19 protein-coding genes and 1 pseudogene are annotated in these 19896 nt (G+C 44.7%); 16 read left to right on the top strand and 4 right to left on the bottom strand.

The features are described from left to right. The first annotated feature begins 203 nt into the window (after positions 1–203). From ACHZCY_RS10930 to ACHZCY_RS10920, 4 genes and pseudogenes are all read left to right on the top strand, one after another. A complete protein-coding gene (locus ACHZCY_RS10930; RefSeq protein ID WP_319548913.1) occupies positions 204–797 on the top strand; it encodes a helix-turn-helix transcriptional regulator in 594 nt (197 codons plus the stop codon). A gap of 186 nt (positions 798–983) precedes the next feature. Then, positions 984–1070: pseudogene (locus tag ACHZCY_RS23630) on the top strand (WYL domain-containing protein); the annotation flags it as partial. A gap of 111 nt (positions 1071–1181) precedes the next feature. Further along, positions 1182–1421 (top strand): WYL domain-containing protein, encoded by a 240-nt coding sequence (locus ACHZCY_RS23625; RefSeq protein WP_462687166.1) that lies wholly within the window; start codon positions 1182–1184, stop codon positions 1419–1421. Positions 1422–1525: 104 nt separating this feature from the next. Next, a complete protein-coding gene (locus ACHZCY_RS10920) occupies positions 1526–1657 on the top strand; it encodes a hypothetical protein (protein ID WP_319548912.1) in 132 nt (43 codons plus the stop codon). A 278-nt stretch (positions 1658–1935) separates the two neighbouring features. Here ACHZCY_RS10920 and ACHZCY_RS10915 read toward each other — a convergent pair whose 3' ends face one another. Beyond that, complete coding sequence (locus tag ACHZCY_RS10915) at positions 1936–2226, bottom strand: hypothetical protein (RefSeq protein WP_205223097.1); 291 nt, start codon at positions 2224–2226, stop codon at positions 1936–1938. Between the two features lie 537 nt (positions 2227–2763). On the opposite strand from ACHZCY_RS10915, the gene ACHZCY_RS10910 reads away from it, so the two are divergent. Then, entirely contained in the window at positions 2764–2946 is a 183-nt protein-coding gene (locus ACHZCY_RS10910) for an indolepyruvate ferredoxin oxidoreductase subunit alpha (protein WP_205223096.1), read from the top strand. Positions 2947–3334: 388 nt separating this feature from the next. Here ACHZCY_RS10910 and ACHZCY_RS10905 read toward each other — a convergent pair whose 3' ends face one another. Continuing rightward, positions 3335–4042: a PilZ domain-containing protein gene (locus ACHZCY_RS10905; protein ID WP_319548911.1), complete on the bottom strand. Its 708-nt coding sequence runs from the start codon at positions 4040–4042 to the stop codon at positions 3335–3337. Between the two features lie 605 nt (positions 4043–4647). Here ACHZCY_RS10905 and ACHZCY_RS10900 point away from each other — a divergent pair. Continuing rightward, on the top strand, positions 4648–5391 hold the full coding sequence (locus tag ACHZCY_RS10900; protein WP_319548910.1) for a GGDEF domain-containing protein: 744 nt from the start codon (positions 4648–4650) through the stop codon (positions 5389–5391). Between the two features lie 637 nt (positions 5392–6028). Beyond that, entirely contained in the window at positions 6029–6229 is a 201-nt protein-coding gene (locus ACHZCY_RS10895; protein ID WP_205223093.1) for a cold-shock protein, read from the top strand. A gap of 157 nt (positions 6230–6386) precedes the next feature. Here the strand turns inward: ACHZCY_RS10895 and ACHZCY_RS10890 are convergent, their stop codons facing one another. Both ACHZCY_RS10890 and prs read right to left on the bottom strand, forming a co-directional pair. Further along, positions 6387–6737 (bottom strand): PilZ domain-containing protein, encoded by a 351-nt coding sequence (locus ACHZCY_RS10890; RefSeq protein WP_205223092.1) that lies wholly within the window; start codon positions 6735–6737, stop codon positions 6387–6389. A 725-nt stretch (positions 6738–7462) separates the two neighbouring features. Further along, on the bottom strand, positions 7463–8662 hold the full coding sequence (prs, locus tag ACHZCY_RS10885) for a ribose-phosphate diphosphokinase (RefSeq protein ID WP_205223091.1): 1200 nt from the start codon (positions 8660–8662) through the stop codon (positions 7463–7465). Positions 8663–9344: 682 nt separating this feature from the next. Here prs and ACHZCY_RS10880 point away from each other — a divergent pair. From ACHZCY_RS10880 to ACHZCY_RS10840, 9 genes are all read left to right on the top strand, one after another. Further along, the gene (locus ACHZCY_RS10880; RefSeq protein WP_319548909.1) at positions 9345–9902 is read left to right on the top strand and encodes a MarR family winged helix-turn-helix transcriptional regulator; all 558 of its coding nucleotides are present in this window, start codon (positions 9345–9347) and stop codon (positions 9900–9902) included. 133 nt (positions 9903–10035) lie between these two features. Continuing rightward, a complete protein-coding gene (locus ACHZCY_RS10875) occupies positions 10036–11628 on the top strand; it encodes an ABC transporter substrate-binding protein (protein ID WP_319548908.1) in 1593 nt (530 codons plus the stop codon). A 115-nt stretch (positions 11629–11743) separates the two neighbouring features. Beyond that, entirely contained in the window at positions 11744–12715 is a 972-nt protein-coding gene (locus ACHZCY_RS10870) for an ABC transporter permease (protein WP_319548907.1), read from the top strand. 22 nt (positions 12716–12737) lie between these two features. Continuing rightward, entirely contained in the window at positions 12738–13562 is an 825-nt protein-coding gene (locus tag ACHZCY_RS10865) for an ABC transporter permease (protein WP_369125059.1), read from the top strand. 36 nt (positions 13563–13598) lie between these two features. After that, positions 13599–15218, top strand: coding sequence for an ABC transporter ATP-binding protein (locus ACHZCY_RS10860; RefSeq protein ID WP_319548906.1), 1620 nt, complete (start codon positions 13599–13601; stop codon positions 15216–15218). Between the two features lie 45 nt (positions 15219–15263). Continuing rightward, complete coding sequence (ade, locus tag ACHZCY_RS10855; RefSeq protein ID WP_319548905.1) at positions 15264–16919, top strand: adenine deaminase; 1656 nt, start codon at positions 15264–15266, stop codon at positions 16917–16919. Positions 16920–17100: 181 nt separating this feature from the next. After that, positions 17101–17997, top strand: coding sequence for a DUF1835 domain-containing protein (locus ACHZCY_RS10850; protein WP_205223085.1), 897 nt, complete (start codon positions 17101–17103; stop codon positions 17995–17997). A gap of 94 nt (positions 17998–18091) precedes the next feature. After that, positions 18092–18679: a hypothetical protein gene (locus ACHZCY_RS10845; protein ID WP_319548904.1), complete on the top strand. Its 588-nt coding sequence runs from the start codon at positions 18092–18094 to the stop codon at positions 18677–18679. A gap of 188 nt (positions 18680–18867) precedes the next feature. Continuing rightward, the gene (locus ACHZCY_RS10840; protein ID WP_319548903.1) at positions 18868–19887 is read left to right on the top strand and encodes an alpha-hydroxy-acid oxidizing protein; all 1020 of its coding nucleotides are present in this window, start codon (positions 18868–18870) and stop codon (positions 19885–19887) included. The last annotated feature ends 9 nt before the right edge of the window (positions 19888–19896 follow it).

The following is a 19896-nucleotide window of genomic DNA, read 5'->3' as shown; positions in this document are numbered from 1 at the left end:
CTCAGACAGTATACTGTATCAAGTTGTGCGCAGGCTGTGAAATGTATTCCATAATTTTTCCTCAGTAACATTATGGATTGAGTTACTGCAACGGGTACCATTAAAACCACAGCAAACGATACCTTGGTGCAATGATGTGCAAAAGAGAATACTCCAGTTGGTTGGACAAATAGCGTCCCACCAGATAACCAATGGAAATTATTGTGGCAAAATACAAACCGCAGCATTCAAGATTGCTCTTTATTGATCGCAAGATAAGAGAAGGGAGGTATCCAAATTGTTCCTCACTAGCGGAAGAATGGGAGGTGAGTCCCAAGACCATCCAGAGAGACCTGGAATACATGCGTTATCAGCTTGATGCGCCTCTCCAATATTTGGCCAAAAAACGTGGTTATTATTACACTGAAGAACAGTATCAGTTGCCGGCCATTGAAATTCGGGAAAGTGATCTGTTTGGGGTGTATTTAGCCGAAAAATTGCTTGTTCAATACGAAGGCACGCCCATTTACGATAGTCTCTGCTCTGTTTTTAATAAGATTGAAGCGTCCCTGCCTGATAAAATCTCCATGGATCCGGCGAGAGAGCAAGCAAAATTCACTGTTATCCCGCCATTCTCTACCACTATTGACGCTGCTGTTTGGGAAACAATGATCAATTGTTTGCGATCATCACAGCAGGCGAGAATCCAATACAAAACACCCGGAAAAGAACCGGAGACTAGCCCGGATTTCTCATCAATAAAGTTTTTCGCAGGGCAAGGCACAGGCCGCGCAGCAGGTAAGCGCAGACTCCGATAGTAAACTACCGCAAGTGGTTTGTAACGTAGACCCTGCGGAAAAATCTATTGACCCGAAGGGGATACTTTTTGATTGAAAACGAAAAACATACTGTTAATTGGGCAATTAATTTTTAAGAAATAATATCAATCAGTTGAGTTTAAAGTCAAAAAGTTCATGAGAAATTCGGGTTGAACTCTTGACCCGTATCATGCTGTTCGTTTTGAGGGCGATTGGTACGTGATGGGGTATTGTCACCTGCGTGATGCCATTCGAACATTCAGTTTATCCAGAATTATAAAAGCGAAAAAGACGGGTAAATCATTTCAGGTTCCTGACGACTTTGATTTTCAAAAATTGACAGGCAGTCATTTCGGTATTCATTGGAGTGATGGCGAAGTCGAGGTGAAAATACGTTTTACAATGCGGGTTGCAGATTATGTCCGTGAGAGGGCATGGCATGTAAGCCAGAAATTGGAGGATTGCGAAAATGGTGATATCATCTTGTCGCTAACTGTAAACCATCTGCTGGAATTCAAGCGTTGGGTCTTATCGTGGGGAAATGATGCTCAGGTATTATCTCCAGATAGTTTTATTCAAGACATCAGGCAAACATTACAGCAAACAGCGAGAGGATACGAATGATGGGTAGTCTGTGCCAGCCGGGTTCATTTGATTCACCGTTGCCGGCAATTTGAAACCCTTGCTGATTGGGCTGGCTTATATAACTCGGCTAAAACAGCGCATCAATGGAGATCGGACGTAGCGCTCATGCAATTGCTGATTTCGCTGTGGATCATGATGGGGGCGCTGTTCTCCGGCATCGGATGAGCAGCGTGATAGAGCAGGATCTTGTGCTCGACCGTGCTGTACCTGAATAGGAAGTGCGGTTTGATAAGTTTGGCCGTGGGCGGGTGCACGACCTGGCGATGTTCGGAAGAACAGGGAATAGCCAAGATAGATTTTTGAATAGTTTAGCCAGGCTGCAATGCCTGTGTTGCTTTGGTTCGTATTGTGAGCAAGGTGCAACAGCAGCATGGCTAAAATTGCCCTATCACACCGGCTCCAGAAGCTCCGCTCGTCCATTTTTCACTTTCTTCCTGTATCTACAATCCGAGGCAATCCGCCAACCTTTCAGCAAAAGAGAGCTCCTCGTCGCTCAGTCGGCGTTGGGTCTCCCTATACCCTTCTCAACATCGGAATGCAGGCCCTCCTTGCGCTGGGACAATATCTCTATAGCCTGCTCCCACTCACCAGGCTTGAGCTGGTTTTCTTCGATTATCTCAAAAAACTCTCCCTCGCTCAAGGTCAGGTCTTGAGCCTGGGGATGGTTTTTGCGCAATAGCTTCACTGCCAAGTTGGCCTCCTCAAATCCTGAGGCAGTCAGCCAGGTGATGAGATGGCGATCACCGTCTTTGCAGAATTTGTAGAGTAAATATCGCATGTCCATGTCAATCAGCTCAGTTGTCTTTCTTTCATGTCAATTGTTTTATTATGGATCTCCATTTTAGCAGTATTCATTACAGTTGTCAGTATGACTGTTTCGCAGTGATCGCAGGAAGTGACAATAACCCGCATGAAAGAGCAACTGAGACAGCTTTAAGTCCTGGAGATGACGCTCAAGGTAATCAATCCAATATGATTGAAAAGTCTGGTACTGGATTTTCACCTTCATTTTTGGAAAGGACGTCCTGCGAAAGGTTGTTTTTTCCGCAATTGAAGACGGTTCCTGTTCATGTGCTGCGGAGAAATTTTTAGCAAACCGGCGTGTGGTAATCAAAAGTGGTTTTGACGAATAACAGAGGCGAACTCTACGGTTCGCCGGGCGTAGTGCAGATTAAACTGCCTCTATTCACCTTCAAGTTTAACAATTTCGTTTGAAAAAACGCGGCTTTTTCTGTGGGGGTTACCTGTTGACATTCTCTTACGATAATGTATATTTTTTATTCTCGAATATTAACTTTTTTAGTCGTTTAAAGGAGAAAAAATGCATAAAATCGACCCTGATGAATGTCAATTTTGTGGCGCATGTATAAGCGCCTGTCCTGCTGATGCAATCTTCAATCCCCCAGGAAAAAATTACTATGAGATAAATGAGAATTGTATTGATTGCGGCGCATGCGAACCCGAATGTGGTTTCAATGCAATTATTACTGACGCTACCGGGTAAATCCAATTTACTTGTCCGGCTGTTTTAGAAACAGACAGTCAAATTTGCAACGGCACCTGAATCCTCTCAGATGTCGTTGTAAATTCAGGCAGAAGTCCCTTGAGGGGTGTCAGCCGGGCAATATCATCATGCTCTATACAACATGTTTTGAAATCGCTGGCGCTGTATGGCTGACTCAAAGGGGGAATAAACAAAGCCAAGGTGTAACATCTCCAACAACAGCTGATTTAACCTTCTCTCCGGCATTTTTAACTGTGTTTGTAAAAGCCCCAGGCTTAACGTGTTTTCTGTAAAGGTAGCTTGGTTTTGCAATGAAATGGATCTCGCTGAAGGCGAGAGGATGGAGAACGTAATTGAGAGGCAGCGACACTTACAATGAATTGCCTCGTTAGAGTATTAAATCACTCTTTGATTCATGCAGTAGTCTTTGCTCTAGCTGTTTTTCTACTTCCTCGCCAAGAGAGATAAACTTTACAGCGAACCAATCATCCATAACTTTTGCGACTTGAGCGGAGATATTGAATTCTGATATGAATTCTTCGTGATCATTAAAATGTATTTTTATGGATAAATCATCACCTAGCTCCGGCAACGATGTGTCTGTTTGAATGGCACAACCGCCTGTTGAGATATCAATCACGACTCCAGTATATTGAATGTCTTTTTTATGGATTTCTACCGGTTGTTTATATAAACGAAATCGTGGTGCGGTTCGTTTTTCAGCCTCCAATAATCTTTTTTCCGCTTCATCAACCGTCGATACATTGATGGGCTTATACCCTTGTGTTCTATCCGTCAGGTTCATGAATTGCCGAAAAACAACACTTTTATCATTCATCACCCTGACAACGGTACCGACCTGATTATCAATGAGAAAATTCGATATTTTCCTTAAGGTAGGCAGGCCGCTCAGCGAGGCGATAGTGCATTGGGAAAGGTCTGTAATAACGCTAAAACCGGGTGATAGATCAGCAACGCAAAATCTGATATCAGTGTACAGGTTGTCTAGATCTGGTTTGGTTAACTTTCTGCCAATCCTTATATACAGTCGATTATGATTTGTGTCAGCTCTGGCATGACTTGTTTGCTTACTCATATAATATAATTATTGCAGTACCTGTTCAGCAGCACTCCAACTCTCCATGATACGCCCCCAGTATACAGATGTATCGAGGTCGGGGCTTATTTGCTAATCGGTCAGCTTGTGAACATTAGGAGCATTGCTGTATAGTTCGGGGTAAATTAACAGCTTTTAGATTTTCGCTGAACAGTTACTTGTTGAAAAGGTAACGAATAAGAATTCTTTATTAAATGCCATTATAGGTTCTGGGAATATAAAAAGCAATTCAAGTCCGATATGGCGTGCCGAATGGTTGAGTTGTAATGCAGGGTGCTGCTTTTTTCTCTATTTCAAGAAGAGCGTTATAGGCAGTTAATGCTGCTGGATTTCAATTGTCCCGGTAATTTTTTCTCCATCATCATTGCTTCTCCGGTGCGATTTGCGCAGCTGCCCTGAACATCGAAAAAATACATGATAGTGAAACAAAGGGCAATTGAAATCAAAGCTAACAATACCTTCGTGCAACGAGACGATAAATAGAATACTTTACTAAGTCTATAGAAAGCTAATTTGCTAAAATGGTGCTTTATTGAGATTTGCAGCTGTAAGATTTAGTCTGAATTTCTCTCGGAAAAAAGTTTATGAATCTGGTATCCAAAAATAAGTTTTTGGACAGCTTAAAACAGAGACGATGGCAGTATGCAATTTTTGGCATCTTGCTCAGTTTCATAGGTCCGTTAGGAGAGTTGGTTTTTGTCAAAACTTTTTCGGGATTAATAAAAGATTCCTTTTTTTTAACGTTGATTTATGCTGAGTTTTTAACCTTGGTCGCCTTTAGTATTTTTGGCTTCATTCTTGGGAAACACACTGAAAAGATCGAACAGCTGGCATTTCGCGATAAACTTACAGGTCTCTATAATCGCCATTATCTGATTGAACAGCTGAACGAGTTGATGGCTTTGCATAAACGATATCAAGAAAGATTCAGTCTTATTATGCTGGATTTAGATCATTTCAAAAGAGTAAATGATTCGTATGGCCATGCCGTTGGTGATAAAACTCTGCAAGCCACCGCATCTTGTATTATGAAGGAAATAAGGGAAACGGATTTTGGTAGTCGGTTTGGCGGTGAAGAATTTATTGTTGTTTGCCCCCATACAAGCGTAAACGATTGCTACGAACTTGCAGAGCGTATTCGAACCACCATTGAAGAATTGCGCTCAGATAACTTAGGCTTTCCAGGTCCTCAGACTATTTCTGCGGGAGTTTTCGAGGTATCCTCGAATCAGGAGCTATCGTTGTCACAAATATTGAATAAAGCAGATCAAGCGCTGTATCGTGCAAAAAAAGAAGGCCGCAACAGAGTTGCTGTTTATCGAGCTTAGTCTATCCACATTTCCTGGAAAGCTTTTCAAGGTTGAAAAGACTGAACAAGAGGGACACCGTATAGCTCAAAAATGCCCTTACTCAGCAGATCAGGGCTTTTGGGGAGTATGTGGTGCGCGATCCGCTGGAGGATTATTGGGGAGCGTCGAGGCAGTTAGACACCAAAATAAGCGATGCTTTTAGGCAACGTCGACCCCTTGTCCAATCTGTAAGGCTGCAATACGGGCTGGGTGGTTCTTGGTTGAAATGCACCACCAAAGTTGGTGCATATGCACCACCTTTGCACTTTTTCCCTTCAAATAATTAATTGTCCGTAAGATGGAAAATCCAACTGTAAACAAATGGTTGCAAAATTTATTTTTTTTTAGTTAGGGTATAGAATATGCTTGGTTGTTTGAAATCGTTATCTATGGTGCATTAGAAAGCAGAGAAGTTGGAAACATTACCAACTCACAGGTCATTGCCTTTGAGCAAAGGTTTTTCCTGTGATTTCGGCACAAGCAAGTCGGCAAAGCGATATGCTGTTTTTGCTGTTTTCCGGGCACTCAGATTTCAAGTCCGAAGCATTATATGATGCCTCGGGCTATAACTAAATGGTCCCTGATGGGACCTCGTTCAAAGAAGGGGTTTTGCAAGATGGCTAAAGGTACAGTAAAGTGGTTTAATGATTCAAAAGGTTTTGGTTTTATCGAGCAGGAAGACGGCAAGGATGTTTTTGTTCATCATTCCGCAATTCAGTCAGATGGTTTCAGGTCCCTTGAGGAAGGCGCAAGTGTGACCTTCGATGTTGTCGACGGTCCAAAGGGACCCGCTGCAGAGAACGTTGTTAAGCAGTAAAAAATATTTTCTATCGACTTTGACAAAGACCCAGCATATTGCTGGGTCTTTTTCGTTAGACATGAAGCAAACATAAGGACGGATAAGGGCCGAAGCGTTAAGTATGAGACAGCATTATTGTGTATTATTTCCTGTCGTTGAGCAGTTGCAAAGAAACTTACTGACAATATTTATTAATAAATACTCTCAATGCTCTTTTCTCAAAATCGGAAAGGTACAAAAATTTCAGGCCATACCTCGCAGGGGCGCCGCAGAAGACAACCTGTGATAGAAGAGAACTGAAAATCACATCATGATTTGCAAAAATTAAATCAATACGGAGACTTTTGGACGTCATATCATTCTTTACGCCTTCTGCGTAAAACCCTAAACCTCCCTCGCTTAGATCTCTTACGGTAGGGGCACCCTCTATTGTATCTCCCTTAAAGTCTATGAGTACATCTTCACCTACCTTTATTGGGTATCGGTCATGTTTCCGGCGATCCACAGGCTGTAGATAATTATCCATGACAAGTCCTCATCTATGCAAATGTTGAATTAATTTTGGAGTGGATTAATACCGCAATTACATGAAAATAGTATATGGCCTTTGGTATTGAGAAAACAAGGGAAAAGGGCGGTAGTTGATCATATCAGCAAAAAAAGACCTCCACTAAAAAGATGAAATGCGAGAAACGAAAATATCCTCGATGCAGAGGCTCCAGAGAGAACCATATACGCGCCATGGAATCCAATATTATGGAGTCAGGCGCAATGTTTTGTAATGTAATTTTTAAAATACTACATGTCGTTTAACTATATTGAATTATTGATACTTCAAATGAATTGTGTGCAGCATGTTTCATGCCACTAATAAAAGTTTATTCTCGCTGACTAGTATTCCACTGTAATTAAACTCTAAGATTATGTTTTGTTAAACGTTTCTGAAATAAATGGTGCAGTGAAAAGAAGAAGTGGTGCATTTGGAGCAATTATGGTGGTTCTTTTCAACCAAGAACCACAGCACCCCTATTACTTTTTGTATGTTAGGTCAGGGGCCTATGTTGCCCAAAAATAGTGGTCGTCTTGGCGGCAAAAAGGCCTGTGAGATGTCTGGATCAGGCATCAGTTAAGTCAAAATAATTCAATGTCGAGAGATAGTTACTGATATGGATTATAATCAATTCGTCTATATTTCAGCCTGACAGTCGATAATCCGGAAAAGGTTAAGTCGTTTCTCTTCCCATCAGACAATTACATTGTTAACTTCGTCAACGAATTCCCCTTTTTCAAAGCGACCGGCGTTGCAATTTGTTCTTCATTATTGTGTTGATCCGGGTGTGTACCTTTCATAAGTGCGGAAACAGAGTTTTTATCAACAGATGTATCACTTGTCACATCCATGTGAAGCGCTTGAATAATGGCACCAAGATATGGCCCGGTTCTGATCGTATGGATGGTTGTACTTTCCTCAATTGCCTGGTGAAGGGCCGGATCTGTCAAGCGATGATCATAAGTATCAGTAATAAAAACCGCATCAAGTTCACTTTCATCTATCTTGTCGACAGAGGCGCTGGGAGGTTCTCTCTTTTTATCATCAATTGTAAAAAGACCGCTGGTGGCAAAAAGGGAGACTGATCTGGCCCCTAACTTCTTTAACAGAGCCGCACTCTCACATGCCGTGTCGCCGGAGCTAATCATATCTTCGAATATGGCTACATCTTTTCCTGTTACTTCTTCGCTCACTCCTTTGATACGAATCTTACCCGTAGCTTTATCTCTATCTTTCAGTCCTTGTGGCCAGTCATCCTGGTTATAGTTTCGTTGCTGCAGGCCCAGAATATTGTAAAGACATGCGCGGAAATTACGACTAATGCGCTTCACCCCTCCTGCATCCGCATGAGCAAAAAGGAGACCTTGTTTTCTGACAAAACCATTTTCGATCATGCTGTTCAGTTGAACGGCATAAGGGAAAGCAAAATGCGCAATCGTGCAATCTTTAACAGGGCTTCCTGTATCAAGGAACTTTTCTCGCGTCAGCCCGGCGTTATGAGGATCTGCAATAACTACGCTTTCGCAATGAGCACGAAGTGTTTCGATGGTGTCTGTAAGAGCAGGAGAATTCCTTTCATCCCAAATATCATCTGATCTGCCATACCACATGTACGGGAGAAAAAGCGTTACATGCTTTGCTCCTGCACGGCTTGCAGCCCGCATAAGAAGACGAGCCTCTTTTTCCTGTTTGTTCGAATCACCTGCAGCAGAGGCGACAACTACGACCTCGTAGCCACGCACATTTTCTTCTATGGTCGTTTGAATTTCTTTGTCTTTAAACTGCTTGTATGTCATTTTGACAACACGTGTCTCCAGGTAATCTGCAATTTCTTTAGACAGGTGCTGACTACTGAAGCCTGAAGCTATAACTGGTTTGGGTTTGTTGGTGTAGTTTGTCATTGTTCTCTATGCTCCTAATTAAATCAGGTAATTTTTTTATATCTGAAAAAGGGCAAAGAAAAAGAAAACCTTCTGGGTTTTCCAGTAGCATGAAGTAAAATTGAGACAATAGTGCTCACTCTGTTTGAAAAAAATTCATCCCATCTCTGGTTGTTCGACCAGCTCCTTTCATCTTAACTCTAGAAATTTCATTCGCCAGAAAAATCCTGCTCTTTTACGTGGTTTCTGTATCAACAATTCAAGGCAAATCACTGTCCTTTCAGCAACGTAGAGATCTTTGTTGCATATTTGGCGTTGAACTTCTTTATACACCTCTCACCATAGCAGGCTCACCGTCGGATCAAGCTTATATTTGAATTGTCGGATTTGGGTTTGTCTTCTCTCTTGCAGGTATTGGACCATGTCTGAGCGGCTACACCAGAAGAAGAGTCGCCAGGGCTTTGCCTGGTCGGATTGCCCTCCAACAAGACAACTCAGGATGTTTCCCACAAAGGCCGTCATTTGACAATGCATAGTTCCCTATGTATACTAGAGGGGTTCTGCTGTCCGCCCTGTGTGTTGGTTTCCGTTGTAATTCTTTTTATATCAGTATTTTGGGTGTTGGTTGTGGCTAGGCGTCAGTGGGGGCGGATAAGGTGAATATGTATTTTTTATATCGTTTCCGATGGATTAAGAGGCTGCATTGATAGACCCATTACTAAGAAATAAAGAGCTACATGTCTCTGATAGCGTACTGATCAGTCTACGACGTATTATTCAAGCCATTGATCTGCAATCTCGGCAATTGGTCCGACAACATGGGATTACAACGCCACAATTGTTGGTGCTGAAACAGATAAATGCGGAAGGGGGTATCTCGGTAAGTAAGTTGGCCGACGAGATTAGTCTGAAGCAGGCTACTGTCACGGATATATTGAATCGTCTTGAGCGCAAAAATCTTGTTTGCCGTGAACGGGATAACCTGGATCGAAGAAGGGTGCTGTTAAAAGAGACAGATGAAGGGCGTAAATTGCTTGAAGCGGCTCCATCGCCTTTGCAGGAAACTTTCCTGCAAAAATTTAACGAGCAGGAGCCATGGAAACAAACCATGATTTTGACCTCTCTCCAGTTGTTGGAATCTTTGATGGTTGAAAAAAGAGTCCCTGCGGCACCGATTCTTTCCACCGGAGATATAATGGAGTCGGTTGAAGTAAAAGGTGAAAGGACAGGTACTCACGGTTCAGAGAACGGTCAAGGTTGAGCAGGAACCCTTCATACAGCTGATAGCTCGGCAATAAAGATCGGCCCGTGTTTTTGCATACAGGCGGTACCGAGAAAAATTATGAGGCGTACAACCGAATCAAAGTAATTCATTTATAACAACGGAGATAAGGATGATCTATCTGGAACAATTGAAAAAATTATTCTCAGAAGGCAAGCTGTCACGGCGGGAGTTTATGGAACGGGCTGCAATGTTAGGCGTTGTCATGGCAGGTTCGCAGGCTTTTTTTGCTCGGCAATCACTGGCTGCTCCATCTCAGCCAAAAAGAGGTGGTCGGCTGCGCTTAGGTCTTTCCGGCGGCTCCACTACCGATGTCCTTGATCCGGCCCAGATAACTGATACCATGATGCGGGTTATGCTTTATGGGGCCATGGGCAATAACTTGGTGGAAATTGATCACAAAAATACAGCCGTACCTGAACTGGCCGAGAGCTGGGAAGCAACGCCGGGTGCAAAAAAATGGATTTTTAAACTGAGGAAGGGGGTGGAATTTCATAACGGCAAAACCATGGATGCCGACGATATTATCTATTCCCTTAATCATCACCGTGCAGAAGGCACCAAGTCCGGTGCAAAAGTCCTGGTAGATTCTATTGTTGCCATCAAAAAGGATGACCCACACACCATCATTTTTGAGCTTGAAAGCGGTAATGCTGATTTTCCGTATGTGCTATCTGATTATCATTTGGTCGTCGGGCCTGAAGGTACTGATTTTAAGGACGGTGTTTTTACCGGAGCCTATGTTGTTAAGGAATTTGAGCCTGGTGTGCGCGGATTTCTAACTCGCAACCCCAATTATTTTAAATCTGATCGAGGATGGTTCGACGAAATCGAGGTATTGGGGATCAGTGATGTGAATGCACGCACCAACGCGCTCAAGACCGGTCAGATAGATGTGATGAATCGTTGTGAACTCAAGACTGTTCACCTGATGAAACGCATGCCCGGTATTAATATCATGCAGCAGAACGGCAATAAGCATTACACCTTTGCCATGCATACTGATGTCGCACCCTATAACAATAACGATGTCAGGCTTGCGCTCAAGTACGGTATTAACCGGGAACAGTTGGTCAAAACCATTCTCAGGGGATACGGAACCGTTGGTAATGATCATCCCATCAGTATGTCCAACCCTTACTTTGCAAAAGATTTACCACAGCGCCAATATGATCCGGATAAAGCCCGGTTTCACTTGAAAAAAGCTGGTTTGGAAAAGCAGGAGTTCCCTCTTCATGTGGCTGATTCCGCCTATGTCGGAGCTGTGGATGCCGGAGTACTCTACAAGGAACAGGCCGGCAAGGCAGGTATTAACATCAAGGTGGTCAGAGAACCCAATGACGGTTACTGGAGCAATGTATGGTTGAAAAAACCATTTTGCGCAGTGTATTGGGGAGGACGCCCCACCGCGGATATGATGTTTTCCACAGCCTATGCCAAAGGAGTTCCCTGGAATGATTCTCATTGGGACAATCAAAGGTTCAATGAATTGCTGGTGATTGCCCGTGCTGAGATGGACGAGAAAAAACGGGCGACCATGTATGCAGAGATGCAGCAGATCGTCAGGGACGATGGAGGGGTCATCATCCCTATGTTCAGTGCCGACCTGTCAGCAGCAACCGATAAAATAGACCACAATGAGCTGGGAGCCACCTGGGAGCTTGACGGCTGCCAGGCCCCTGAACGTTGGTGGTTTAAAGGGTAGTCGCCTGTTACTTTCCCGCCAACGCTCCTGATGTCGGCGGGAATTCCTACCTTCTCTTTATTTAACAGGCGGATTCAGTCCTCAATGTTTATTAAAGGTGATTTCGACATAACGCATGGATTTTTTGAAACAAAACTCAATAGTTGCTCTGGTTGCCCAACGTCTCAGCTTTGGCCTGCTAACACTCTTTATCATCTCGCTGCTCATTTTTATTGGTGTAGAGGCATTACCCGGCGATTTTGCCGAAGCTATTCTTGGTCAGAGCGCCACGGCCGAAACGGTGGAAGCTTTTCGTCAGGAATTGAATCTGGACCAACCACCTGTGCAGCGATACTTTTCGTGGCTGGGAGGTTTTGTTCAAGGAGACCTGGGGACCTCTCTGGCCAATGGTCGCCCCATTGCCGATCTTTTGGGCTGGCGTTTTAAAAATACCATTTTTCTGGCCTCCATTGCCGCCTTAATAGCAGTACCGCTGGCGGTGATAATGGGTATCGCAGCGGCTCTCTATAGAAATACTTTTTTTGATAAAGTACTTTCCATGACGTCGCTGAGCATGATCAGTTTTCCCGAATTTTTCATGGCCTATATCCTTATTGCTCTTTTTTCGGTCAAACTGGCCTGGTTCCCAAGTATTGCCAATATTAATGAGCAAATGAGTTTTGCGGCAAAACTCAATGCCGTAGTTCTACCGGCATTGACCCTGACCCTGGTGGTCATGGCGCACATGATGCGCCAGACGCGTGCAGCGATCATAAATATCCTGTCCAGCCCCTTTATTGAGATGGCCAATCTGAAGGGGCTTAACAGGTTGCGGGTGGTGGTCCTCCATGCTTTTCCCAATGCACTGTCGCCTGTTATCAATGTCATTGCTCTGAACCTTGCCTACCTGGTTGTGGGGGTTGTGATTGTTGAAGTGGTTTTTGTTTACCCCGGTCTTGGTCAATTGTTAGTTGATTCGGTTTCTAAGCGCGATATTCCGGTGGTCCAGGCTAGTGGGCTGATCTTTGCCGCCACCTATATCCTTCTTAATCTGATTGCTGATATACTCTCTATTATCAGTAATCCAAGACTTCGTAATCCACGATAGGCAGGAGACCGCTATTCAAATGATAACGTTACTCTCTCACCTGCGAACCGCCCCTTTGAGTGCTAAAATTGGTATGGGTATGGTGTTGATTACACTTATTGCAGCCATTTTTGCACCACTGATTGCTCCCTTCGGGGAAACTGAAATAGCCGGTGATGTATGGCTTTTTAGCAGTTCCACCCATTTTTTGGGGACAGACAGTCTTGGCCGAGACATGTTTTCACGGCTAGTTTATGGTGCCCGCAATACCATTGCCATCGCCTTTCTCATTACGTTTCTCTCTTTTGTTTTTGGAGTTACGTTGGGATTTGTTGCCGCTACTATCGGTGGCTGGGTAGACCAGCTTCTTAGCCGCATGATCGATATTTTGATGGCCTTCCCAACCCTTATTTTTGCCTTGATGGTCCTGTCTGTGGTCGGGACATCTATCCCAGCGTTGATAATTGTCATCGCATTGCTTGACTCAACACGAGTGTTCAGGCTTTCCAGAGCTGTGGCTATGGATATCGAAGTGATGGAATACGTAGAAGCTGCCCGGTTGAGGGGGGAAAAACTTTGGTGGATCATGCGCCATGAAATTCTTCCCAACGCCATGCCGCCGCTGGTCGCTGAATTTGGGCTTCGTTTTTGTTTTGTCTTCCTGTTTATCGCAGCCTTAAGCTTCTTGGGACTGGGCATTCAGCCGCCTGCTGCAGACTGGGGAGGCATGGTGCGTGAAAACGCCGGTGCTATCACCTTTGGTATTTTCACCCCGCTGTGGCCTGCTGCTGCCATCGCCTTTTTAACCGTTGGTGTCAACTTGATAGTTGACTGGGCTCTTCACGTAGCCAGCGGGCTTAAAGATTAATGTTATTCTGACATACAAACCACATTGAAGGTTACTATGAAGAAATTGCTTGAAATTAAAAATATAGTTATTGAAGGCCAAACCAGCGATCAGTGGGTGCCCATTGTCAAAGGCATTGACCTGACGCTGAAAAAGGGAGAGGTTCTTGGCCTCATAGGTGAATCCGGTGCCGGAAAATCTACGCTTGGTTTGGCTTCCATGGCCTACACCCGTCCAGGCTGCCGCATAGCGTCGGGCTCTATTGTTTTTGATGGTCAGGAGCTTTTTGATGGCTCAGCTTCATTACTACGTTCTATCCGTGGGGCACGTATTGCCTATGTTGCGCAAAGTGCAGCTGCTTCTTTTAATCCTGCCCACAGGCTTATCAACCAGTTTGCCGAAGGGCCTGTGCAGCATAACCTGATGGATTTTTCCTCAGCAGAGGAAAAAGCAGTGACTATCTATGATCAACTGCTGCTGCCGGATCCGGAACATATAGGCTATCGATTTCCTCATCAGGTTTCAGGCGGTCAGCTTCAGCGTGCCATGGTGGCAATGGCGATGAGTTGCCAACCAGATATTATCGTCTTTGACGAACCGACCACAGCCCTGGATGTAACCACGCAGATTGAGGTGCTTGCCGCAATCAAGGATATTACCCGCAAGTATAACACTGCCGCCATTTACATAACCCATGATCTGGCAGTAGTCGCCCAGTTGGCTGACCGAATTATGGTGCTCCGTGATGGTCAGTTGGTAGAGGAAAATGATGCTCGTGAAATATTGGCTGCTCCCAAAGAGGAATACACCAGGGAACTGCTCAGTGTCAGATCTTTCAGCACCAAGGGCAATAAAGACAAGAGCGGCAACAAAGTGATCCTGGATATTAAAGACGTCACTGCCAGCTATACGGGAACTGAAGAGGTGTTGTCCGATATAAACCTGCAGATTCGCAAAGGGCAGACTGTTGCGTTGGTTGGCGAATCAGGGAGCGGTAAATCAACCCTGGCACGAGTCATCACCGGGTTGTTACCTCAGTCCAAAGGGTCGGTGCTTTTCAAGAACAAACCGTTGGCGCCCAAGCTCAAGCCTCGTAGTCGTGAAGAATTGCAACGGCTGCAGATGATTTATCAGATGCCGGACACAGCGCTTAATCCCCGCCATACGATTCGTACAATTATTGGTCGACCATTGCAGTTTTATTTGAAAATGAATGGCCGACAGAGGGAACAACGCATTCTTGAGCTGCTGGAGCAGATTGAACTGCCGGCTGATTATATTGATCGTTACCCAGCGGAACTTTCCGGTGGAGAAAAGCAGCGTATTTGCATCGCTCGCGCCCTGGCAGCAGAGCCTGATCTGATTATTTGTGATGAAGTCACCTCTGCGCTGGATCAGCTGGTAGCAGAAGGTATCCTCAAACTGCTCCTTAACCTGCAGCAGAAACTCCAGGTCTCTTATCTGTTTATTACCCATGATTTGACAACGGTGAAAGCCATTGCCGATGAAATTGTGGTGATGCTCAATGGTCGGATTATCGAACAAGGGCCGAAAAAAGAGATTCTCAAACCGCCTCATCATGAGTACACCGATCTCCTCCTCTCATCTGTACCTAAAATGGATCCGGACTGGCTGGATGGTCTGCTTGAGAAAAGAATCCTGGCAGCAGCTGCATAGGTGCAGACAGACACAAGCAGCTCTAACGTTGATGTTGAGATAAAAATGAAAAAAAGTAGAGAGCTTTCTGTTGAAAAGATAGAGGCAAATCTCATAGATATTCATACGCGTGAAACCTATGGTGCCGGTATCGTGATTAAAGACCGGAGGATTGTCGGCATCACGCGTAATGATAACACTTATGATCGATATATATGTCCCGGGTTGATTGATGCCCATGTGCATATCGAAAGCTCCATGCTCATTCCTTCCGAGTTTGCTCGTCAGGCTGTACAACATGGATGTGTCGCCACCGTATCTGACCCACATGAAATAGCGAATGTGCTGGGCATTGACGGTATCAACTTCATGATTGAAGATGGAAACCGTGTTCCTTTTAAATTTTACTGGACCGCTCCTTCCTGTGTGCCCGCAACCCATTTTGAAAGCAGTGGCGCTGATTTAAGTGCATCCGATTTAGAGCCTGTTATCGCCCATGAACAGGTTGTTGCTCTTGGCGAGGTGATGAATTTTCCGGGAGTGATTTATGATGACCCTGAAGTTGCAGCAAAATTGACAATCGCTAAGAAGTATGGCAAGCCGATTGATGGTCATATTCCCGGTATACAGGGTGATGATTTAGAGAAATATGTTCTAAGCGGTATATCCACAGACCACGAATGCGTAACGCTTGCCGAGGCAAAAGAAAAAATTCGCCTGGGCATGAAGATTCTCATTCGTGAAGGATCAGCTGCCAGAAATTTTCATTCCTTGCATTCACTCATTGCTACCGATAATGAAAAGGTAATGCTGTGTACCGATGACTCACATCCTGACGAGTTGTTGGAACATGGTAATATCAATAAAATTATAAAAATGGGGTTGGCGCAAGGACACAGTGTATACGACTTGCTTCGTTGCTGTACTGTACATCCTGTTGAGCACTACGCGTTAGATGTCGGGTTACTCCGAGTTGGAGATCGGGCGGATTTCATCGTGATTGACCATCCCGAAACATTTACCGTGTTGGCAACTTATATTGATGGGCAGGTTGTTTATGAAAATGGGCAAACAAGTTTCTCCCCACACAGCAGCAAACCTGTTAATCGATTTCGCAGAGCAAAGATCAGTCCCTCCTCAGTTCGGTTGAAACAGCAAGGGAGCAAGGTGAAAGTAATCGAGGTGATTGATGGCGAGTTACTCACCACGTCCTTTACTGCTGAACTGCCTGTAAAAGAGGATTGTATTGAGACTGATGCCGGCCGTGATATTTTAAAAATTGTGGTTTTAAATCGTTATGAAGAAAATGCGCAGCCTGTTGTTGGTTTTATCAAAGGATTTAACCTGAAACAGGGGGCTATTGCCGCGTCCATTGCCCATGACTCGCATAATATTATTGCGGTAGGGGTACATGACCTGGATATTGTTTCCGGCATCAATGCAATCATAGATGCCGGAGGAGGCATGACAGTTGTGGCTGGAGGAAGGTGTACAACGCTTCCTTTAGAGTACGCCGGGTTGATGACAGCCACAAAGGGCGAGCAAGTTGCGCAACTGTACAACTCTATTAATCAAAAAACCAAATCGTTAGGGTGTACATTGTCAGCTCCATTTATGACCTTGTCGTTTATGGCTTTGTTGGTTATCCCAAGCCTGAAAATTGGCGATCAGGGATTGTTTGATGGTGATCAGTTTCAACTGACGAGTGTTTTTGCCGGATAACCTTCATTTTTACCCCGCATTATGCTATGGAATATCGCACGGTTTCCTTTTTGCAAAGGGAAATCGTTGCAGACTCTCTTCTAAAAAATAACTTGTTTGGGTGACATTCAAGTTCCTTTCCACTTTTTGCTCTATTCCAGGATCCGGTAGTAGTAGCTTTCACTTTTTTTCGACAGAAAATATGAATATCCTTCACATCACAAGTGGCGATATCGCAGGAGACATTCTTACAAAATCGGGAATTCCGGGAGAGGTGTTTGTGTGGCACGATATCCTCTACGACGGGCCCCGAAATCCAGGGTGGCCGGATGATGATACGCTTATTGCCCGTTCATTATTTTTGGAAAAGGTCACCGACGGTGGGTTGGACAGGCAGTCCATTCTGGAAACATTGCGGCACCAATATGTCAAACTGGCGGAAGCCGGAAAGTATGAGCATATCATCCTTTGGTTTGATGCATGTCTGTTTGATCAGTCAATGCTCGCCCATGTACTCACGTGTCTGCTTGCCCGGAATATCGAACAGGTAGAACTGCTCTGTGTGGAGTCTTTTCCCGGAATTGTACCCTTCCACGGATTGGGGCAATTACAACCCGATCAGTTGGCTTCCCTGTATGATGATCGTCGTCACGTCACAGACCTGCAGTTTGCCTGTGGTGTTAGCGCGGACAAGGCTTTTGCAACCCTGGATGGAGTATTGTTAAAAGAATTGTCTCATGCAACAGATTTGCCTTTACCTTGGATTGCTGCGGCTGCAACGCGATTATTACAGGAACAGCCTGATCCCCAGACCGGACTTGGCCGGCTCGAAACACTTGCCATCCAAGCGATTATCGATGGGTGCGAAAAACCAGGTGAGATATTTAAAGCTGTGGCTGCAGAAGATACACCGCCGCAATACTGGGGAGACATAACCCTTTGGGCAAAAATTAATGGACTTGCGGAACGTGAAAGACCGCTCGTACGGATCAAGGGGCCTGGCAACAAGCTGCCACAGTGGAAAAGCGATATCCCGCTTCAGGATTTTACTGTCAAGGCTCTTGTCAATCGACCAATGAGAAGTGATGTTGATAAATGAGTTAAAGTCTTTTTGTAATGAAAGCACAAGCGGGGCGGTCGTGCTTGTATGTTTGAAAATGGCGTCATGTCACTACACGTATTAAGGAAATTCTATGGATGTAACAGCGGTAAATGCACTTATTGAAAATATAAACGAGATGGCCGCGAGTATCCTGGCAAAGGATACTGAAGAGCTGGAAAAAATGAAAATCGAGTTTGATGAGTATGTGGTTAGGATCAGTACACAAATGACAGGTCCTTCTAGAGATGCGGCAAATAAAGAGTTTGAAAAATGCAGAGTGTGCGCCAGAGAGTGGATGGCTGTCTATTGCGATACCACATACCATGATGGGGTGAAAGCTGATATTTTGAAGGAAGAGGCGCTGGAATTTTTCTTCAGCCAAGATGAACGGATAGTAGCCGTTCAGAAAAATTTCTTTTACTTGGGCATGATTGATGAGATTCTGCATCCGAGCCAACCTTTTTCAGAACGTAAACGAAATGCGAAAATAGCGAATTCAAGAATCAGGAGACTCGCAAGAGAACAGGGGTTGAAGGTAAACTGTAAAAACAGACGATCCCCTGTTAAAGGTGAAACTGTTGAAGATCGTTTGTGGTATTTTGGCGACGATAGAAATTGTATCCAATCAGGTGAAGAAGGGCTCACAGACGAAGAGGCTATAGACTATTTACTGGACTAGCCCCCACTTTTCATGAACATTATGTCTAGGAGTCAGACAGACTCCTCGATGAAATGTAGTGCTGGACAGCGGTATCTGAAAATTCCATAGGGAAAGAGATTGACAAATCCAGTTGGGAATTTTTAGTCTTGGCTCTGCAAATACGTTGTATTACTGATCGTTGAACATTTTGTGGGAGATGAAAAATAATGAAGGAAATTCGTGATAACGCCAGAAAATTAATGGCCCCGTTTTGTAAGGTCTGTCCTGTTTGTAATGGTAAGGCCTGTGTGGGACAGGTGCCTGGAATGGGGGGGCTGGGAAGTGGTTCTTCATTTAGCAATAACTTCAAGGCATTGGAAAAGGTCTGTTTTAACATGCGCCTTATCCATGATGTAGTCGAGCCTGATACGACTGTGTCGGTTTTGGGCAAAAAGCTCGCGTTACCGGTTCTGGCTGCGCCCATTGGCGGCGTTTCTTTTAACATGGGCGGTGGTGTTTCGGAGGAAGATTACGCCTTGGCAATTGTCAATGGCTGTAAGGCAAAAGGCACCATTGGCTGTATCGGTGACGGTGTTCCTGACTTTATTTATCAGGCAGGATATGCCGCGATCACGCAGGCTGACGGGCATGGTATTCCCTTTATTAAACCATGGGAAGATGTAGAGTTTAACCAGAAGCTTGAATGGGCAAAGGCAACCGGTACCGACATCATCGGTATGGATATTGATGCTGCCGGTCTGATTACCCTGCGTAAGATGGGAAGGCCTGTTTCGCCGAAGCCTCTGGAAAAATTGACTGACATGATCAGTAGCATCGGTATGAAATTTATCCTTAAAGGTGTTATGACCCCGGATGAGGCCGAGCTGGCTGTCAGTGCCGGAGCCGATGCAATTGTCGTTTCCAATCACGGTGGCAGGGTGCTGGATTATACGCCTGGGTCGGCAGATGTGCTGGAGGCCATTGCGGACAAGGTAAAAGGGAAAATAACCATTTTTGCCGACGGTGGGGTACGTTCCGGTGCAGATGTGCTGAAATTGATTGCCCTTGGCGCTGATGCGGTGATGATAGGAAGACCATTTTCCATTGCTGCTGTCGGAGGGCTTCAGCAAGGGGTTGAAACGTATTTAGACACCCTGTTGATGGAATTAAAGCAGGCAATGGTGCTGACCGGGAGTGCCTCAGTTGCAACTGTAGATAAAAATATAGTGTTTCGTCAGGAGAGTTGATACAAACTC

This window comes from Desulfogranum marinum (assembly GCF_963675105.2).
Classification (GTDB): domain Bacteria; phylum Desulfobacterota; class Desulfobulbia; order Desulfobulbales; family Desulfobulbaceae; genus Desulfogranum; species Desulfogranum marinum.
The sequence above is the reverse complement of the archived record's forward strand: the minus strand, read 5'-3'. Positions and strand labels throughout refer to the sequence as shown.